The organism is Oenococcus kitaharae (assembly GCF_025758695.1).
GTDB classification, from domain to species: Bacteria; Bacillota; Bacilli; order Lactobacillales; family Lactobacillaceae; genus Oenococcus; species Oenococcus kitaharae_A.
The window spans coordinates 348,868-362,297 of sequence record NZ_JANJQP010000002.1; the positions used below are offsets into that span (position 1 = coordinate 348,868).

Annotated in this window: 16 protein-coding genes; 11 read left to right on the forward strand and 5 right to left on the reverse strand. The window is 45.3% G+C overall.

Annotated features, from left to right (window positions below; translation table 11 throughout):
* Positions 1-22 precede the first annotated feature (22 nt).
* The gene (locus NRF22_RS05165; RefSeq protein ID WP_007744403.1) at positions 23-889 is read right to left on the reverse strand and encodes a YihY/virulence factor BrkB family protein; all 867 of its coding nucleotides are present in this window, start codon (positions 887-889) and stop codon (positions 23-25) included.
* A gap of 225 nt (positions 890-1,114) precedes the next feature.
* Here NRF22_RS05165 and NRF22_RS05170 point away from each other — a divergent pair, with 225 nt between their 5' ends.
* From NRF22_RS05170 to NRF22_RS05185, 4 genes are read left to right on the forward strand one after another with little or no spacing between them, the layout of a single operon-like run.
* On the forward strand, positions 1,115-1,609 hold the full coding sequence (locus NRF22_RS05170) for a PTS system mannose/fructose/N-acetylgalactosamine-transporter subunit IIB (protein ID WP_007744402.1): 495 nt from the start codon (positions 1,115-1,117) through the stop codon (positions 1,607-1,609).
* A 16-nt stretch (positions 1,610-1,625) separates the two neighbouring features.
* Entirely contained in the window at positions 1,626-2,531 is a 906-nt protein-coding gene (locus NRF22_RS05175) for a PTS mannose/fructose/sorbose/N-acetylgalactosamine transporter subunit IIC (RefSeq protein ID WP_007744401.1), read from the forward strand.
* Complete coding sequence (locus NRF22_RS05180) at positions 2,515-3,333, forward strand: PTS system mannose/fructose/sorbose family transporter subunit IID (protein WP_263779518.1); 819 nt, start codon at positions 2,515-2,517, stop codon at positions 3,331-3,333. The genes NRF22_RS05175 and NRF22_RS05180 overlap by 17 nt, the downstream gene beginning before the upstream one ends.
* 18 nt (positions 3,334-3,351) lie before the next feature.
* Positions 3,352-3,768, forward strand: a complete 417-nt coding sequence (locus tag NRF22_RS05185) for a PTS sugar transporter subunit IIA (protein WP_007744399.1) — start codon at positions 3,352-3,354, stop codon at positions 3,766-3,768.
* A 38-nt stretch (positions 3,769-3,806) separates the two neighbouring features.
* On the opposite strand, the gene NRF22_RS05190 is transcribed toward NRF22_RS05185, so the two are convergent.
* Both NRF22_RS05190 and murQ read right to left on the reverse strand, forming a co-directional pair.
* Positions 3,807-4,829, reverse strand: coding sequence for a serine hydrolase domain-containing protein (locus tag NRF22_RS05190; protein WP_263779519.1), 1,023 nt, complete (start codon positions 4,827-4,829; stop codon positions 3,807-3,809).
* The gene (murQ, locus tag NRF22_RS05195; RefSeq protein ID WP_007744396.1) at positions 4,816-5,733 is read right to left on the reverse strand and encodes an N-acetylmuramic acid 6-phosphate etherase; all 918 of its coding nucleotides are present in this window, start codon (positions 5,731-5,733) and stop codon (positions 4,816-4,818) included. The genes NRF22_RS05190 and murQ overlap by 14 nt, the downstream gene beginning before the upstream one ends.
* A 105-nt stretch (positions 5,734-5,838) precedes the next feature.
* On the opposite strand from murQ, the gene msrA reads away from it, so the two are divergent.
* Positions 5,839-6,684, forward strand: a complete 846-nt coding sequence (gene msrA / locus NRF22_RS05200; protein ID WP_263779521.1) for a peptide-methionine (S)-S-oxide reductase MsrA — start codon at positions 5,839-5,841, stop codon at positions 6,682-6,684.
* Here the strand turns inward: msrA and NRF22_RS05205 are convergent.
* A complete protein-coding gene (locus NRF22_RS05205) occupies positions 6,681-7,046 on the reverse strand; it encodes an acylphosphatase (RefSeq protein ID WP_263779523.1) in 366 nt (121 codons plus the stop codon). The two genes, msrA and NRF22_RS05205, sit on opposite strands and share 4 nt — an antisense overlap.
* A gap of 128 nt (positions 7,047-7,174) precedes the next feature.
* On the opposite strand from NRF22_RS05205, the gene NRF22_RS05210 reads away from it, so the two are divergent.
* Genes NRF22_RS05210 through NRF22_RS05220 form a run of 3 tightly spaced genes read left to right on the forward strand, consistent with a single transcriptional unit; the run spans position 7,175 to position 9,269 of the window.
* Complete coding sequence (locus NRF22_RS05210) at positions 7,175-8,239, forward strand: alpha/beta hydrolase (protein ID WP_263779524.1); 1,065 nt, start codon at positions 7,175-7,177, stop codon at positions 8,237-8,239.
* Positions 8,240-8,244: 5 nt separating this feature from the next.
* Complete coding sequence (locus tag NRF22_RS05215) at positions 8,245-8,889, forward strand: hypothetical protein (RefSeq protein WP_263779525.1); 645 nt, start codon at positions 8,245-8,247, stop codon at positions 8,887-8,889.
* Positions 8,862-9,269, forward strand: a complete 408-nt coding sequence (locus NRF22_RS05220; RefSeq protein ID WP_263779526.1) for an alpha/beta hydrolase — start codon at positions 8,862-8,864, stop codon at positions 9,267-9,269. The genes NRF22_RS05215 and NRF22_RS05220 overlap by 28 nt, the downstream gene beginning before the upstream one ends.
* A 23-nt stretch (positions 9,270-9,292) precedes the next feature.
* On the opposite strand, the gene NRF22_RS05225 is transcribed toward NRF22_RS05220, so the two are convergent.
* Complete coding sequence (locus tag NRF22_RS05225) at positions 9,293-10,180, reverse strand: LysR family transcriptional regulator (RefSeq protein ID WP_263779527.1); 888 nt, start codon at positions 10,178-10,180, stop codon at positions 9,293-9,295.
* Between the two features lie 83 nt (positions 10,181-10,263).
* Here NRF22_RS05225 and NRF22_RS05230 point away from each other — a divergent pair, with 83 nt between their 5' ends.
* The 3 genes from NRF22_RS05230 (at position 10,264) to NRF22_RS05240 (ending at position 13,412) form a co-directional block, all read left to right on the forward strand.
* Positions 10,264-11,889: a malolactic enzyme gene (locus NRF22_RS05230; RefSeq protein WP_263779528.1), complete on the forward strand. Its 1,626-nt coding sequence runs from the start codon at positions 10,264-10,266 to the stop codon at positions 11,887-11,889.
* The gene (locus NRF22_RS05235; protein WP_007744381.1) at positions 11,889-12,833 is read left to right on the forward strand and encodes an AEC family transporter; all 945 of its coding nucleotides are present in this window, start codon (positions 11,889-11,891) and stop codon (positions 12,831-12,833) included. Before NRF22_RS05230 ends, NRF22_RS05235 begins: the two co-directional genes overlap by 1 nt.
* A 90-nt stretch (positions 12,834-12,923) precedes the next feature.
* The gene (locus tag NRF22_RS05240; RefSeq protein ID WP_263779529.1) at positions 12,924-13,412 is read left to right on the forward strand and encodes an MscL family protein; all 489 of its coding nucleotides are present in this window, start codon (positions 12,924-12,926) and stop codon (positions 13,410-13,412) included.
* Positions 13,413-13,430: the final 18 nt, after the last annotated feature.

Here is a 13,430-nt window from a genome sequence, read left to right on the forward strand (position 1 = left end):
ACTTAATTATAATATATAAATCTTACGATCGTTTGACTTGGCTGTTTCTTGGCCGTCCCGGCTCAAAGTAGGCTTGATAGCAGGCGTTAATCACAGCTCCTAACAGCAGAAAAAGACTGGAAAAGTTTAACCAGAACATGAGAATAATAAAGGTACCGATCGTCTGATAAGAAGAAATGCCATGAGCGAATAATGCCACATAATTTTGAAAAAGCGCGGCCATCATGAACCAGCAGCAATCGGTAAACAAGGCACCTAACCAGACATATTTGGCTTTAGGCCTTGTCTCGGGCACGAAATAATATAGAGAACACAATAGGACAAAAAAGCCAGCAAAGGCCAGCAGATTCTTGGCTTGAACGATTTCTAAAAGCCAAAAGGAGGCATGCTGCCAGTCAATTTTTAGTAAGTCTAACAAGTATTGGCCAAAAATGATCAAAGTCAGCAGGCTCGCAAATGCCAGCAAAGCCAAGACCAGCAGCAGAAAAGATAGTGCTCGTGATAGCAGCGGATTCTCTTGCTTTTTCGGCTGATAGATTTTGTTAAAGCAGCTTCGTAATGTGGCGATCATGCCGGAAGCCGACCAGACGGCTATTAAAATGCCCAAAGATAAGCTTTCGTTACTGCCTTGATTGAGAAAAGAGCTGATGATGGGTTTGAGATAGCCCGACATGCCGGCCGGCGTTACTTGCAGGATGTAGCTGATGGCGTCCGCGTTTCTCACCTGCAGATAGGCCAATAGATTGCCTAAGACCAAAAGAAGCGGCGGCAAAGATAAGAGCAGGTAATAAGCTAAGACGATGGCGTTGTTTGAAATATCGGCCTGCTGAAAATAATGGATAAACAAATCCAGCCCTTTTTTTAATCTTTTCGGGATTTTAATAATCATACTGGATGGCCTCAATCTGCTAGTAGAAGCTGGTGACAACTTGATTATATCGAATTAAACTTGACCGCTTTTTTGCCAGTGATTTTCTTGTGTGAACTATATAGACCAATGTTAGTTTTACTAACAATCATTCAGGATTTATCGGCCAGGTAGGCTAAAATTCGGGCATGTACCTAGGAGAACAGGGATCAGCCGGGAAGCTGATTTTAGATGGAAGGTGAAAGTATGGCAATTGCAGCGGTGAGAATTGATGGGCGCTTGTTACATGGGCAAGTGGCGAATATGTGGACGAGTGTGATCAAGCCTACTCGGATCATGGTCATTGATAATGCAACAGCCGATTCAGAAATTGAAAAGGCGGCGATTAAGTTGGCTCGGCCAGCTGGTGTTAACTTAAGTATTTTAAATGAGGAAAAAGCGATTGATCATATCCTGAAGGGACGCTATGACAGTCAGCGCGTGTTTATCCTAGCTCGTAAACCGCAAGTGATTGTCAATCTGCTTGCAGCTGGCGTGGCGATTACAGATGTCAATGTCGGCAATATGTCCGAGTCGGAGGGGACGCGTCCGCTGACCAAATCAATTAACGTTCTGCAGGAAGATGTTGACGCTTTTATGGCACTGCATGATAAAGGCGTCAATCTGACAGTCCAAATGGTGCCGAGTGATCCATTGCTGGATTTGATGCAGCTGTTACACAAATTTAGTCAAGTAAGATAAGGGAGAGAGTAGTAGCATGAGTGGGCAAATTTTGCTTTGGCAGGTAATCCTGTTAACGATTTATTCAATGTATCAAATTATTGATGATCTGACCTTTATTTCCTCTCTGGCACAGCCAGTCTGGGCCGGATTAATTACTGGAGCCATAATGGGCAACATGACTCAAGGCCTGATCATCGGTGGTTCTTTGCAGCTGACTGTTTTGGGTGTTGGGACATTTGGCGGTGCCTCTAAAATCGATGCTAATTCTGGCACGATTTTGGCCACGGCTTTTTCAATTAGTTCCGGTATGAATGCCCAAACGGCCGTCGCCGCAATTGGTGTGCCGGTAGCTTCTTTAATGATTGAGACCGATGTCTTAGGACGTTTTACAAACACCTTCTTCCAGCACCGGGTCGACAAAATGATCGAAGAGGAAAACTATCGCGGTTTTGAACGTAACTATCTTTATGGCACGATTCCTTGGGCTTTGTCCCGCGGTATCCCAGTCTTTATTGCTTTACAATTCGGCGGCGGACTGGTTGCACAAATTGTGAAAGTGCTGAATACACAGATGGTCTGGCTCAGTAATGGTCTGGCAACGGCGGGCGCTTTATTGCCAGCTGTTGGTTTTGCGATTCTGCTGCGTTATCTGCCGGTTAAAAAACATTTTGCCTATTTGATTTTGGGCTTTACGTTAACAGCACTTTTGAGCACAGTCTTCACAAATATTCAGTCTTTGGGCACAGGCCTTGCATCTGTTGCCAAGGGCTTTACGAACAGTTTCAGTGCCATGCCGATGGTAGCCATTTCCTTGATTGGTTTTGCCTTGGCTTTGAATGCTTACAAACAAGAGGTGGGCAAACTGCCGGCCTCTCATAGCACAGCAGCTGCACCTAAAAATGATGATGGGGATGGTGAGATCAATGGCGACGAAGACTAATTACAAGTTAACCAAAAAAGACTTCCGGCAGATGAACCGGCGAAATCTTTTCATGAACCAGTTAGGCTGGAACTATGAAAAGATGCAGGGTTCCGGTTATTTGTTTATCATGCTGCCGCAGCTGCGTAAATTATATGGTGATCATACGCCGGAGTTAAAACAAGCCATGCGCGTGCAGGATCAGTTTTTCAATACGAATCCTTATCTGAATACGATGATTCAAGGTGTTGATCTGGCCTTGGAAGAAAAAGAGGGTGTTAATTCTCTAGCCACTGTCGTTGGTTTGAAAAACGGACTCATGGGTCCGACGGCTGCAATTGGCGATACGATTTTTGCTTCTTTGATTCCGGCGATCATTGGTGCCATCGCTGCGAATATGGCTGTCCAAGGTAACGCGTCAGGCCTGTTTATCTGGCTGGCTGTGAATTTAGCAATTATGTATTTCCGCTGGCGTCAGCTGGCTTTCGCTTATAAAGGTGGTATTACCCTTGTGACCAAGCTGCAAGGGCAGATGAATGCTTTGACTAATGCGGCCACTTTGCTGGGTGTCTATGTTGTAGGTGCTTTGGTCGCCAGCCTGATTAATGTTAATATTCCCTTTGTTGCTCATATCGGAAAGATGACCATCAATCTGCAGGATCATTTGGATATGATTATGCCAAAACTGATTCCTGGTTTGGCTGTTTGGCTTATATACTGGATGTTGGGCCGCAAACGCATGACGTCAACGCGTGCGATTTTTATTGTGATTATTGTGGCCGTTGTCTGCTCGGCATTGGGTCTTTTGGGCAAAGCTGCTTAATGTAAACAAGGAGGTTCAATGAAGTTAATTTTAGTCAGTCACGGTCCTTTGTCTCAGGCCTTGCTGCAAAGTGCAGAAATGATTGTCGGCAAAGTGGCAGGTGTCACGGCGCTGAGTTTGCAGCCGGGTATGAGTCCGGATACACTGCAGGCGCAGATTGAAACTGTCATCAAAGAAGACGCGGCTGGTTCTGATATTGTCGTTGCACTGGATTTGTTGGGCGGCACGCCGGCTAATGTCACAAGTAAATTGCTGGCTGTCTATCCTCAACTGAATGTGGTTACGGGTATGAATCTGCCGATGGTCATCGAATTTGCCAATCAGCAATTGCTGGGCGGCGCACTGCATTTTGACCAGCTGCTGAGCATGGGCAAAGATGGGATTGTCGATGTCAAAGCACAGCTTGCAAATGTCGATGATGACGAAGATGAATAAGAATAAATGAAAAACGAGTCGAAAGGCTCGTTTTTTTGTCATTGGATTTGCATCGCGGATTGGCCGTAAAAAGCATGAATCGCCATTAAACGCCAGCTGAGCCAGCGCTTGTTTTCTCGGGTTGGGTAAACGCGGTTGGTCAAACAGATAAAGGCTTTTTGATTAACTAAATCTAACGCAATCGAAGTCCCGGTGAATCCTGTGTGCCACAATTTTAATCCAGCTGGTTGCGACCAGCAGCGCCAGCCAAGCGTCCGGCCGCCTGCCACGTTATCAGACAAAAGCTGAAAAGCACTTGATGGTAAGATTTGCTGACCCTGGTATTGGCCGTCATGAAGATACATTTGCGAAAAATGTGTTAGATCTTTAATTGTCGAAAACAGGCCGGCATGTCCGCTGACGCCATCTAATAAACGAGCTTTTCCATCATGAACAACACCGCGAATGATACCGCCGCGCTGGGCTTGGTATTCAGTCGGAACGATATTTGCCAGATTGTGTTGGTCGGGATTATAGCCTGTATCTGTCATATTTAAAGGCTTAAAGATATGTTCCTGAAGGCTTTTTGAAAGATCGCCATCAATTTTAGCAATTAGCCAGCCGAGCAGCATAAAGTTCAGATCCGAGTAAATAGTTTTTGTATCAGTTGGGCACAGTTGCGGCATTTGTTTGACGGCTTTAATTAAGCTGCTGCGGTCAAAATCCCAGACATGAGCAATGTCGGCTCGCAAACCGCTACGATGCTGTAATAACTGTCTGATTGTGATTTCAGGTTTGTCCAAGCCGCTGATAAAACGGCCGATTGGGTCTTGTAAACGCAGTTTGCCAGCAGTCAGCAGCTGCAAAATCCGGCTGCTTGTGCCGACAACTTTTGTCAAAGAAGCCAAGTCATAACGCATGCCGGCTTCGATCGGGATAGCATCAGCATTTTCTCCTTGAAAGCCCAGAAAATGGGATTCGTTTTCGTCATTGCCAATCAAGGCATAAGAAACACCATACACAGCTTGATCGGCAATCGCGCCACGCATTAAGTCGGCGATCGCCTGACTATTCTGCATCATTTTCAGCCTGCCAATCTGCGATAGCCGCCGTAACATTGCCAGCGTGAGCCTGCAGCAATTTGTCGGCAGTCTGATAACCGGATTTTGTTTGGGCCATGATGATAGCTTGCGGCAGTTGATGTTTGGCCTGTTGGAAAATGTTTTGGGCTGTTGTTAAGTCACAGCCGCTGGTGATGTGGATGATATTGATTGCGCGCTCGACCAATTTAGCGTTTGTTGCCAATAAATCAATCATGAGATTTTCATAGACTTTGCCAGCTTTGATCATGATGCCCGTCGATAACGTATTCAGAATCATTTTTTCAGCTGTTCCGGCCTTCATGCGCGTCGATCCTGTGACAACTTCTGGCCCAGTTACGGCCGCGATCGTGATATCGGCATATTGGCTGAGTTGACTGTCTGCTACACAGGTCACGGCGACCGTTAAAGCGCCTGCTTGTTTGGCAAAACGAACGGCTGCGATCGCATAAGGCGTCCGACCGCTGGCTGCTAGAGAAATGATAGTATCTTTTTCAGACAACTGCAAGGCGGCCAGATCTTTGTCAGCCAGATCGGCTGAGTCCTCAGCACCTTCGACGGCGCGGTACATAGCTGATTGTCCACCAGCCATCAAAGCGATTGCGCGTTTAGGATCCAGGCCATAAGTCGGCAGTAGTTCAACGGCATCTAAGACACCTAGACGCCCAGAAGTGCCGGCCCCACAATAAATCAGCCTGCCGCCTTGATTAAAACGACTGCTGGCTGCATCAATGGCTTGGGCAAGCTGCTGGGATTGTTTAGCTACGGCTTTGGCGATTTTAGCATCTTCAGCGTTGATGGTCTTAACCAGATCAATTGTCGGCATACGGTCGATGTGCATACTGTTGGGATTCCTAGATTCTGTGATGAGTTTTGTGATTTCCATGTTTTCCTGCTTCTCCATAATCTCTATGATAATCGTGTCGGCAGCCGTCGCCTTATAATGAAGACAGAAGCTGATTTCATCCTCAGCGAAAAGGCGGTGCTCCAGATGATAAACGATCCTGAAGACATCCTGAATGACATTTATAACTTGATTTTAAATCCAGCCACACGTGACTGGGAGCGCAAACAGCTTTTGACAGGTAAAAAGGCAGCTGAAACTGGCCGTCCTTTAAAGGGAGCTTTGTCTGATCTAGAATATCAGCTTCGTCCCTTGGCGGCCCGCAATAATTTAACGGCTGACCTGTCCGATTTTTATTTAAAACTTACGAACAATGCCAGTAGTGAAGCGAAATTTGATTTGTCCAGGCATTATGAAAAAGACCCGGACTATGTCGACCGGGCCATTTTTGCCGGCGGCTGTTTCTGGTGTATGGTCGAGCCCTTTGAAAATAAGCCGGGTATTCTGTTGGTTTTGTCAGGATATACAGGTGGACACACGCAAAATCCCAGTTATGAAGAAGTCTTGCAAGGCGGAACTGGGCACGTTGAAGCTGTGGAAATCATTTTTGACACACGGATTGTTCATTATGAAGATCTCGTGGCGCTTTATTGGCAGCTGACGGATCCGACGGATGCTTTGGGGCAGTTTGCTGACCGTGGGGACAATTACCGACCAGTCATTTTTGTTCGCGATGCCAAACAAAGACAGATCGCGCAGGCTTCTAAAACAGCTTTGGCCAAATCTGGTCTTTATGATCAACCGATTGTCACGGCGATTGAACCGGCTGGCACTTTTTGGCCTGCAGAAAACTTCCATCAGCAGTTTTATAAAAAAAATCCGCGCCGTTACAAACAACTAGAACGTTCGCGACACACATACCAGGCCTACCAGCATCTGCGTGCCAAGATACACTTGTTTTTCCGGCGTCTGAGCCGAAGGGCTAATAGCTAGCCTGTGACGATAAACTGTTTTTCCTGCCTGTCGACGGGTAGTTGCTGGCGTTCAACGCTATCAATTCTGATCCAGCCAACGGTCGACAACTGATTGATCAATGACTCAATTTTTTCAGGCTGGCCTTGAATTTCCATTTCGACTTGGCCGTTAAATAAATTTTTCACCCAGCCGGTCAGCTTCAGGGTGATCGCCAGCTGCTGGGCTTCGTAGCGAAAGCCTACTTGTTGAACACGGCCAGAAAAAAGTAAGTGAAAACGGACTAGGCCGTCGCCTGAGATTGCTGCTGCCGGATCGTCTTGATTTTCAGTCTTGGGTGGCTGATTGTGCAAAAGATCTTTGATTTTTTTAGATAAGCTCATTTTTTCTCGATCGATTGTGCTCGCTTAAAGTTCGTTTAATACACACCATCTATTATGACCCAGATTAGATTTGTTTGCGATTCGCCACCAAACAGCCTTTCCAATTCAAAGACCTTAGGAGATCCCGCATGCGAAAGTATCAACACGCAATATATGCCTTTATTGTCATTGCCATTCTTGGTCTGACAGCGATGGTTGTCACAATCAATTTACGATCTAATCAGCAAGCACCAGCTGACCAGGCAGCATCTAGTCAAAGACGTTTGAAATTACCTGTCGGTTCTTTAAAAAAGGGTCAATTGGTTACTGGACAGACGGCCGTGCGTGATGTGATCGGCCTGCCGGCTTTTAAAGATTTTGCAGAATTCATTTTCCCAATTAATCAGCAGCTGCCGGATCGTGACATGCGTTTGGATGATATTCAGCCACTGCTGCCTTATCACAGCCATATCGACACAGCCTCGACCGTGCGTGTCGTGAATGATTTGATTCAGGCACGTCAGCGGCAGGAAAAGGTCTTTTATCCGATCTATTCGGAAGCCGAAATGAGAAAAGATCCCGAAAAACGCAATAGCGGCTTATTTTTCTTTCGTGGCCGGAAAAACGCGCCTACAGCTGTTATTAGCCCCGGCGGTGGTTTTGAATATGTCGGTGCGATTCATGAAAGTATGCCTCTAGCACTAGCATTGAGTCAAAAGGGCTACAATCCTTTTAGCGTCCAATATCGTCTTGGCAGCGAGCAAAAAGCTGCGGAAGATTTGGCTGCCGGACTGGCTTTTATTTCCTGCAATGAGAAACAGCTGCAAGTCTCCCTAAGAAATTATTCAGTCTGGGGCGCTTCAGCTGGCGCTAGAATGGCTGCAGATATTGCCAGTTATGGGCCGGATACCTTTGGTGCTGATTTCAAAAGCCGGCCGGCAGCTGTAATCATGCAATATACGTCGCGCAGTGAATTTCGTCGGACTGATCCGCCAACTTATGCCGTAGTGGGCGATGATGATGCGATTGTCCCACCGGCGATCATGCGCCAACGCATCAATAATCTGAAAAAGGCCGGTGTGATAGCTGAATTTCATCATTTTCCGCGATTGGAACATGGTTTTGCTTTAGGAATCGGGACTAGTGCCGAGGGCTGGCAGAATTCAGCTTTGGCTTTTTGGGAACGGCAGCTGGCTCCCAATCAAAAGAGGTGATTTTTTTGAAAAAAAATCGATGGATTATCGCATTATCCGCTCTCGTCGTGATTGCGGCTATTGGTTATTTTCTTTTACGGCCATTTTGGACTCCTGCATCAAAAAATCAGGCGAGTCAAAGCTCTACAGGCAATCAAAATTCGGCTGCTCAGAATCCAAACCCTCGAAATTCAGGCGAATCGAGCACAGACAAAGGCAGGCCTAAAGCACCATTGGCTGGTGTCGTGTCGCCAACTTTGAAAGCCGATGCGCATCGTCATCAGACCTTTGATCTCTGGCAGAAAAATAATGTGCCCACACAGACGGATTATAAAGCCGCTGGCGGCAATGATGACGGTGCTAATTTCCGGCCGAACATGATTAGTTTTCCAGTAGCAAGAGGCACAAAAATCAAAGGCGCCGTTTTAATTTGTGCTGGCGGTACTTTTCAATTTCGCAGCAATGTCAATGAAGGCTATCCGGTCGCCGAAGAACTGGCCAAAAGAGGCTATGTGAGTTTTGTCGTGAATTATCGTGTGCTGCCATATACACAGCAGGAAGGCGCCTTGGATTTGGCCGCGGTGTCCGCTATGTTAGTTCACAGTCCGATGTTTACGGTTTTCCGAAAAAGAACATTGCTGTCATGGGATTCTCAGCCGGTGGTATTTTAACCGGTGAAATGCTGTTGAATTATGATAGCACAGTCACGGGCCAGGCTTTAGATAAACGATACCAGCCCGACAGCCTGGACCGCATTCCGATTGACGTCGCTGCTGATGGTATGATCTATTCCTTTTATGGTCAGCTGAGTATCGCTTCTCGCAATGTCAATGAATTGCGCCGCGGTCAATTGCCGCCGACCTATTTCTGCTATGGAACTGAAGATCCCTTTGTCGATGAATTCCAGGCCAATATCCGAGCCCTAAGGCAGGCGGGCGTTCCAGTCCAAAGCCGAGTCCTACAAGGCATCCATCATGGATATGGTTATCGGTACGGCTGGATTCCTGCTTATGACCAATGGCTGACGCAAACATTCAACGCAACGAAATAAATTAAAAACCCGCTATTCTCAATTCAGCGGGTTTTTGTAACTTCTTTTTTTAATTCGTGAGCAAAATGATCAATCTCTTCCATTTGCAAATCTTTGCGGTAAACGAGACTGATTATAAATTCTGGCGTTTTGTCTGCAGCGATCTCGAGTGTCGCTAATTTGTCTGCTGGGCTGACGGCAATTTCAGCTAGAAAAGCAATTCCAGTGTTTTCTGCGACCATTTTTTTAATAATATTGATATCCGGTGATTCGTAAATGATTTTCGGGAAAATGCGATATTTTTCTTCTAATCGACGAAAAGCAATCGGATGGACGAATCCTTCTTTTAAAGCAACAAAATTTTCATCTTTTAAATCTGCAAAAGCGACTTTTTTCTGTTTGGCTAGCCGATGTCGGCGATTAACCACGATCTTATATTGCCGCCGATCGATCTCGACTGTCTGCCAGCCGGGCATGCTGATAGTTTCTATTGATGACAGCAGTGCCATATCCAATTGATGTTTTTGCAGTGCTTTTAACAGTAGACCTGAACCCGCTTCATGGGTGGAAATATTTTGAAACATGGCACTGTTAATAAAATGCTTAATTAATTTCGGAAAGTAAAAATTACCAATGATCTGCGGTAAGCCGAATTCTAATGTCGGCAGTGCCAGACGATCGATTTCTTCATGAGCAGCCAGGATATCCTGCATAATTTTTTGACCGTGCATTTGCAGCAATTGGCCAGCCTTTGTCAATTGAACTCTGCCATGAGAACGGCTGCGGATGATTAAATTCTGCTGAAATTCATGTTCCAAACGTTGAACTGCATAGGAAATCGTCGGCTGGCTGACATTGAAAAAAGCGGCCGTCTTTGAGAAAGAAGCTAAATCCACTAACTTATTGAAGTACTCAAGGTCTGTCAATTTCATATAAATTAATTTTATCGTATTTATAAATTTTGACTATGCGTGATGCACAAGTTTATGCTGATCGGGTTTGTTAGGAGAGAAATATGACAGATCCAGTAAGCATTTTAAACGACCCTTTTACAAATAAGGGCACGGCTTTTACGGAAGCTGAACGTAAAGAACTCGGTTTGAACGGACTGCTGCCAGCCAAAATTCAGAGTTTGCAGCAGCAAGTTGACCAGACTTACGCACAATTTCAAAGTAAAGAGACTAATTTAGAAAAACGCCTCTTTTTAATGGAAATCTTCAACACGAATCATGTGCTATTTTATAAACTATTTTCTCTGCACGTGGTTGAATTCATGCCGATCGTCTATGACCCGACGATCGCCGATTCAGTCGAAAATTATTCCAGTCTTTTTGTGCAAACACAAGGCGCTGCTTTTCTGGACATCATGCATCCGGAAAATATTCAAGATAGCTTAAAGCACGCTGCTAACGGCCGTGATATCAAGCTTTTGGTCGTGACGGACGCTGAAGGTATTTTAGGTATCGGCGATTGGGGCGTCCAAGGTGTCGATATCGCTGTCGGAAAATTGATGGTCTATACAGCTGCTGCCGGCATTGACCCGGCAACCGTGCTGCCAGTTGTGATTGACGCTGGCACGAACAATGAAAAACTGTTAAACGATCCTTTATATTTGGGCAATCGTTTCAAACGTGTACGCGGGCAAAAATATAGTGATTTTATTGATCACTTTGTGGATCAGGCTGAAACACTTTTCCCGAATCTCTACCTGCACTGGGAAGATTTCGGTCGTTCCAATGCAGCTGAGATTTTAAATAAATATGAAGACAAGATCGCCACTTTCAATGATGATATCCAGGGAACTGGTATCGTCGTCTTAGCCGGCGTTTTAGGTGCTTTAAAAATTTCCGGCGAAAAGCTGACGGATCAGACTTACATGAGTTTTGGTGCCGGAACTGCCGGTATGGGAATTGTCAAGCAGCTGCATGAAGAAATGGTTCAAGAAGGTTTATCCGACGAGGAAGCCAAAAAGCATTTCTTCTTGGTTGACAAACAAGGCTTGCTCTTTGATGACGACAACACTTTGACTGCTGAACAAAAACCTTTCGCAGCGTCACGGGCAGATTTTGTCAATGCATCTGATTTAACCGATTTAGCTGCTGCTGTTAAGGTCATTCACCCGACGATTTTGGTTGGAACTTCAACGCAGCCGGGTGCTTTCACAGAAGAAGTCGTTAAGGAAATGGCTAAAAACACAGCTCGTCCGATTATTTTCCCCATTTCTAATCCGACAAAATTAGCCGAAGCCAAAGCCGAGGATATTTTGAAATGGACCGATGGCCAAGCTTTGATCGGGACCGGCGTGCCTGTTGCCGACATCAGTTTTAAAGGTCAAACCTATCAAATCGGCCAGGCGAATAATGCCTTGATTTATCCAGGACTGGGTCTAGGCGCGATTGCTGCACAAGCCAAATTGTTAACGCCGGAAATGATTTCAGCCGCTGCTCATAGTTTGGGCGGCATTGTTGATACTAGCAAGGTTGGTGCCGCTGTCTTGCCACCAGTTGCTAAGCTGGCTGAATTCTCGCGCACCCTGGCGATTGCTGTAGCTAAAAAAGCCGTTGAACAAGGATTAAACCGAGAGCCGATTGCAGACGTTAATAAGGCCGTTGATGATTTGAAGTGGGAGCCTGAATACTAATGAATGCCTTTATTACAAGTGTTCAAAGCGTAGTTGAAATTGTTTTGATCATCGCTTTGGGATATATTTTGCGGCGCTCAGGCAAATTGAGCGATTCCTTTAAAGGCAATATTTCTTATTTAATTATGAATATTGCTTTGCCTTTATCGATTTTTGTCAGCGTGCTGCGTTATTTGACGCGCGGCCGACTGGTGTCTCTGTCAGGCGGATTGTTATTTGCGGCCGCCAGCTTCTTTTTGGGTTATGTCATTGCTTATCTACTGACAAAAATATTTAGAATTCGTGCTGGACGGCGCGGTACCTTTATTAATATGTTTGTCAACGCAAACACGATTTTCATTGGCCTGCCTTTGAATCTGGCTTTGTTTGGCAGCAAGTCTATGCCTTATTTCTTGATTTATTATGTTATGAATACGATTTCGACTTGGGCGATTGGCGTCTTCTTCATTTCAGCTGATGATCCGACAAAAGACAAAGGCACCAAAACATCCTTTAATTGGAAAAAACTACTGCCGATGCCTTTAGTTGGTTTCCTGTTTTCGCTGGTGTTCTTATTGCTGGCCATTCCAGTACCGGCCTGGATTGATACGACTTTTTCTACGGTTGGCGGGATTGTCACACCGATGTCTCTGATTTATATCGGCATTGTGCTGGCCGATGCTGGATTGAAATCAATTCATTTTGACCGAGATTCGATTCTTGTCCTGATCGGCCGCTTTATCATTGCACCAGCCTTAATGATTGGTATTTTGCATTTGTTTGCTGCTGGTATGCCATCCTTGGAATCATCAACTTTGATTATTCAATCGGCTGCTCCAGGATTGGCGGTCCTGCCTATTTTGGTCGGACAGAGCCATGGGGATGTTGAATATGCCACGAATGTTGTGACCACTTCGACTGTCTTGTTTATCATTGTTGTACCGATCTTGATGCAATTAGTTTGAAGATAAATCATCATATTTAAAACCCGCTGCTTGATTAGCGGGTTTTTTCATGGAAAAATAGACAGTAATACAGTTGACAGGAGCAATCTGATGAAAAAGAATTTTAAAATCCAGCTTAAAGATACTTTGGCCAGCGAACAGGCCGATCAGTTTCGGAAATTTATTACCTCGCCAACGATCATTCAGCTGTCAATTGGTGTGATCGTCGGCGGCAGCCTGACCGATTTAATCAAAAGCGTCATCAGCCTGGCATCGAACTTGTTTTATTTTATGTCGCTGCTTTTATTTTCACCGCGCCATACAGCCAATCTCAGACTGGTGCTGGATCCTTTCAGAACTGTTTTTGAAAACGTCCTCACCTTATGTGCGATCGCGGCCTGCGTTTTCTTTTTTGTGAAACTAATCAATAAATTCCTTGTGAAAAACGCCTCTGAAGCATTCGGCTACAATGCTCAGTTGGAAGAAACCAAAAAATTGCTGAAAGCCCAGCAGCGCAATAATGATTTGCTGGAACAATCCTTAAAACTGCAAAAGGAATTGTTAAAAAATAGCACATCTTCGGATAAATCTTCGCATTAAGGCTTACGTTCACAGCCG